The sequence below is a fragment of the Sphingobium sp. OAS761 genome, from assembly GCF_024168485.1.
GTDB lineage: Bacteria > Pseudomonadota > Alphaproteobacteria > Sphingomonadales > Sphingomonadaceae > Sphingobium.
This window is the reverse complement of record NZ_JALJVY010000030.1, coordinates 1-2732: the sequence shown is the minus strand read 5'-3', so window position 1 is coordinate 2732 and position 2732 is coordinate 1. Positions and strand designations below refer to the sequence as shown.

General features: G+C 52.5%; 1 protein-coding gene. It reads right to left on the bottom strand.

What is annotated here, in order from left to right:
* Positions 1-63: 63 nt before the first annotated feature.
* Positions 64-2088 (bottom strand): tetratricopeptide repeat protein, encoded by a 2025-nt coding sequence (locus tag J3E64_RS20545; RefSeq protein ID WP_253345112.1) that lies wholly within the window; start codon positions 2086-2088, stop codon positions 64-66.
* Positions 2089-2732: the final 644 nt, after the last annotated feature.

The window sequence follows — 2732 nt, the reverse complement described above, 5'->3', positions numbered from 1 at the left end:
TCTTACATCATCAGCCACTACGATACCCCTCGGATGAGGGGCGAAACATAGCCAGATCAGCGCCTACGAAAATGTGGGGAGGTTTTCGCGCTTACGATATAATCCCACTGCCTTTGAGATGTCTGGCTCCACCCCACGGCCCGTATGATAACATGCTCCGAGATTTTTAATGGCGGTGCCATCGCCCGCCTGAGCCGCTCGGGCAAACCACTCGAACGCCGCCTTATAATTCTTAACGCCGCCTGCGCCAGCGAACAGACACGTTCCAAGAGTCACCATTGCCCCAACATCACCCGATTTCGCACCCTCCTCGATCGAGGCTAACACCGATCTTGGCGTGCCCAGAAGGGCCGCACTCAAGCTACCAATAATGTAGCTGGCGACGGCACAATATTCCTTCCGCGCGGTATGATCAGGCGGCTCTTGTTCGAGGATCGCTATTAAGGTTGATCCAACATTGATCTCGCTGGCAAAGTCCTGCGCCAAGCGTACACAAAATGCGGCCATTGCACTCGGTTTCAGTCGCCATGCGTCAACTACAATTTTTTTGAGCGAATTGGACCGTTCAAGGGCGGATAATACGAACCATTCACCGAGAATGTCCGGCTCTAAACCGAAGATGCATTGAGACGGCCCGGCGGGATCGCCATCGATATAGCCATCAGCCAGTGTCTGGGCTTGAATACGGGTGGTCGATGAAATGGAAGGTGCTTCGCTGTCAACCTCCAGACAGTCGATCTGCCGAACCATTGTCGCCAAGATCGCCAAATATATAGCCGGATGATCGTCGCCCAGCCGCGGAAAATCCTCTTTAAATACGTGTTTCCATCGCTTGTCCTGCTCCCGCTTCAGAACAAAATTTATCAGATCGGTGCGGCTCCACTGCGGGTCATATGTGCCATCAGCCAACGCCTGACCTAAGAAATAGGCATATAAAGGCCGCCCGCGCCCATCAAGCCTCTCGAGCTCGGCTTCAATAACGGCATCGCTGGGCAGGGTTTTGTTACCTCCCGCTTCCGCGACTGAGGCCACGATAGCGCTTAGATGTTTCGGTTCCAAGTTTTGGAGATCGATAACGCCCATTTCAAATCGGAAATCCTCGTGAACCAAATCGTGGCGACTCGCGCGCTGGAGGCTCCGAAACCAATCAGCCCGCCCTCCGCTGGGAAGCGAAGGCTGTGAGATAGCCGCCCTCAGATCATTTTCGGCGAACGGGGCATGATCATGCTCGATCTCGCCTCGGTTCCATGGCTGACGTTCGAGCAACAGGAGGCGGATCGCGTACCGACAATCGGTAGTACGAGATGCCAGCGCCTCCATCATTTTGCCGACGAGCGCTTCAATACCGATCAGGTAATCAACAATGATGAAATATGGCCTGTCAGCTTGCCACGTCCGCCAGTCGAAATCCGCAAGCGCATCAGCGTTAAGGATGCCCTTGGCCCATTCCGGCCCAAGATCACGCACCAACCTGTCAGCAAGTCGGCTTTTGCCTTGCCCTCCGGCACCAGCCAATTGCAGCCATCTGAATCCGGGGTCAGACGATGCAAATTCCTTGAGCTTTCGCCACTCCGCCTCACGGCCCAGCCACAAGGACGTATTGGAATAATGGGTCGGCTGTGACGAACGCGCAGGCGCATCAAGGCGCGGTTGCTCCGTTCGGCTGGATCGCTGTTCAGGCCTTCCGTCAGCGACAATCGCTCGCCGTTTCAATTGCAGTTTTTTTGCTAGGCCTGTTTTCTCATAGGCTGTTTCGGCTTGATCGGGGTACAGATCGCATAGCCATGTCAGCAAGGGCGCGACTGCCCATCCACCCTTGTCGTTATTCCGCACGCCGGACAACATGTTAGATACGTACATGTTGGGAGTTGTGTCCGAGGAAACTGCTAAATGGAATGCTTTAAGATACGGCTCGAACTCGGCGTAAAATTGCCGGACCTTTAAAAGTCTTTTATCAGCAGGGTATGCGTCGCTTTCAATTATTTCTTCGACGATGTCGGCTAACAAAACGCAATGTTGAGCGTCACCCCAAACGGTATCCCGATCACTTTTGAAGCCTTTAATGCAAGCAGGGCTGATGTCGACCATGCCGCCAAGATTGCAAATCGGTCATAAGCAGTAAACCGCTAAAAGCGTGGCTCGTCAGGGATTGCTATATTAGGGGATGGAACGGCCTTGCCGTGTTCAAAATCCTGTGTTTGCAAGATGTGGCCGTCATCCGGATCACGAATAATCACCGCTGGCCCGCCGTATCTATGAAGTAATCCGTTATAATAAAACTCTTCTCTAACCGATTGTAGAGTAAAAGGATGGCGAATAACTACGGCAGGACCGTGGTATCTATGTATAACCGAGTCCAATTTCCACGTTTCCTTTACGTACCATCCCGCCCCATGTCGATCTTCAAAGGGTTCGTCTCTTTCGGCGGTCACAACATATTCTTGCATATTCTCCCTCAAGCCATATTTTTTACAATCTCAATGATACATTATTACAATGCGCGAGCGCAAGTTTGTGCCAGCGTCCGCGAGTGAGTCCCCCCGAAAATTCCCAGATTCCGCAGAAGTTTCTGAGCTTTTTCCTGCGCTTTCGGCGGTTCATTCTGAGGAATAGCAAGCCCGATCCTGCCATCTTGACCTAGGCTCAGGACCCATTAAATTGCTTGTGTGAGGTGAGGTTGATTGATTCAATGGCGGTTCAAGGAGTGCTGCCATGAGTGATCTGATCTGGTT

Bases quoted from the DNA above. Each gene is read 5' to 3' on its own strand.
- J3E64_RS20545 (WP_253345112.1), bottom strand. From the start codon at position 2,088: ATGGTCGACATCAGCCCTGCTTGCATTAAAGGCTTCAAAAGTGATCGG.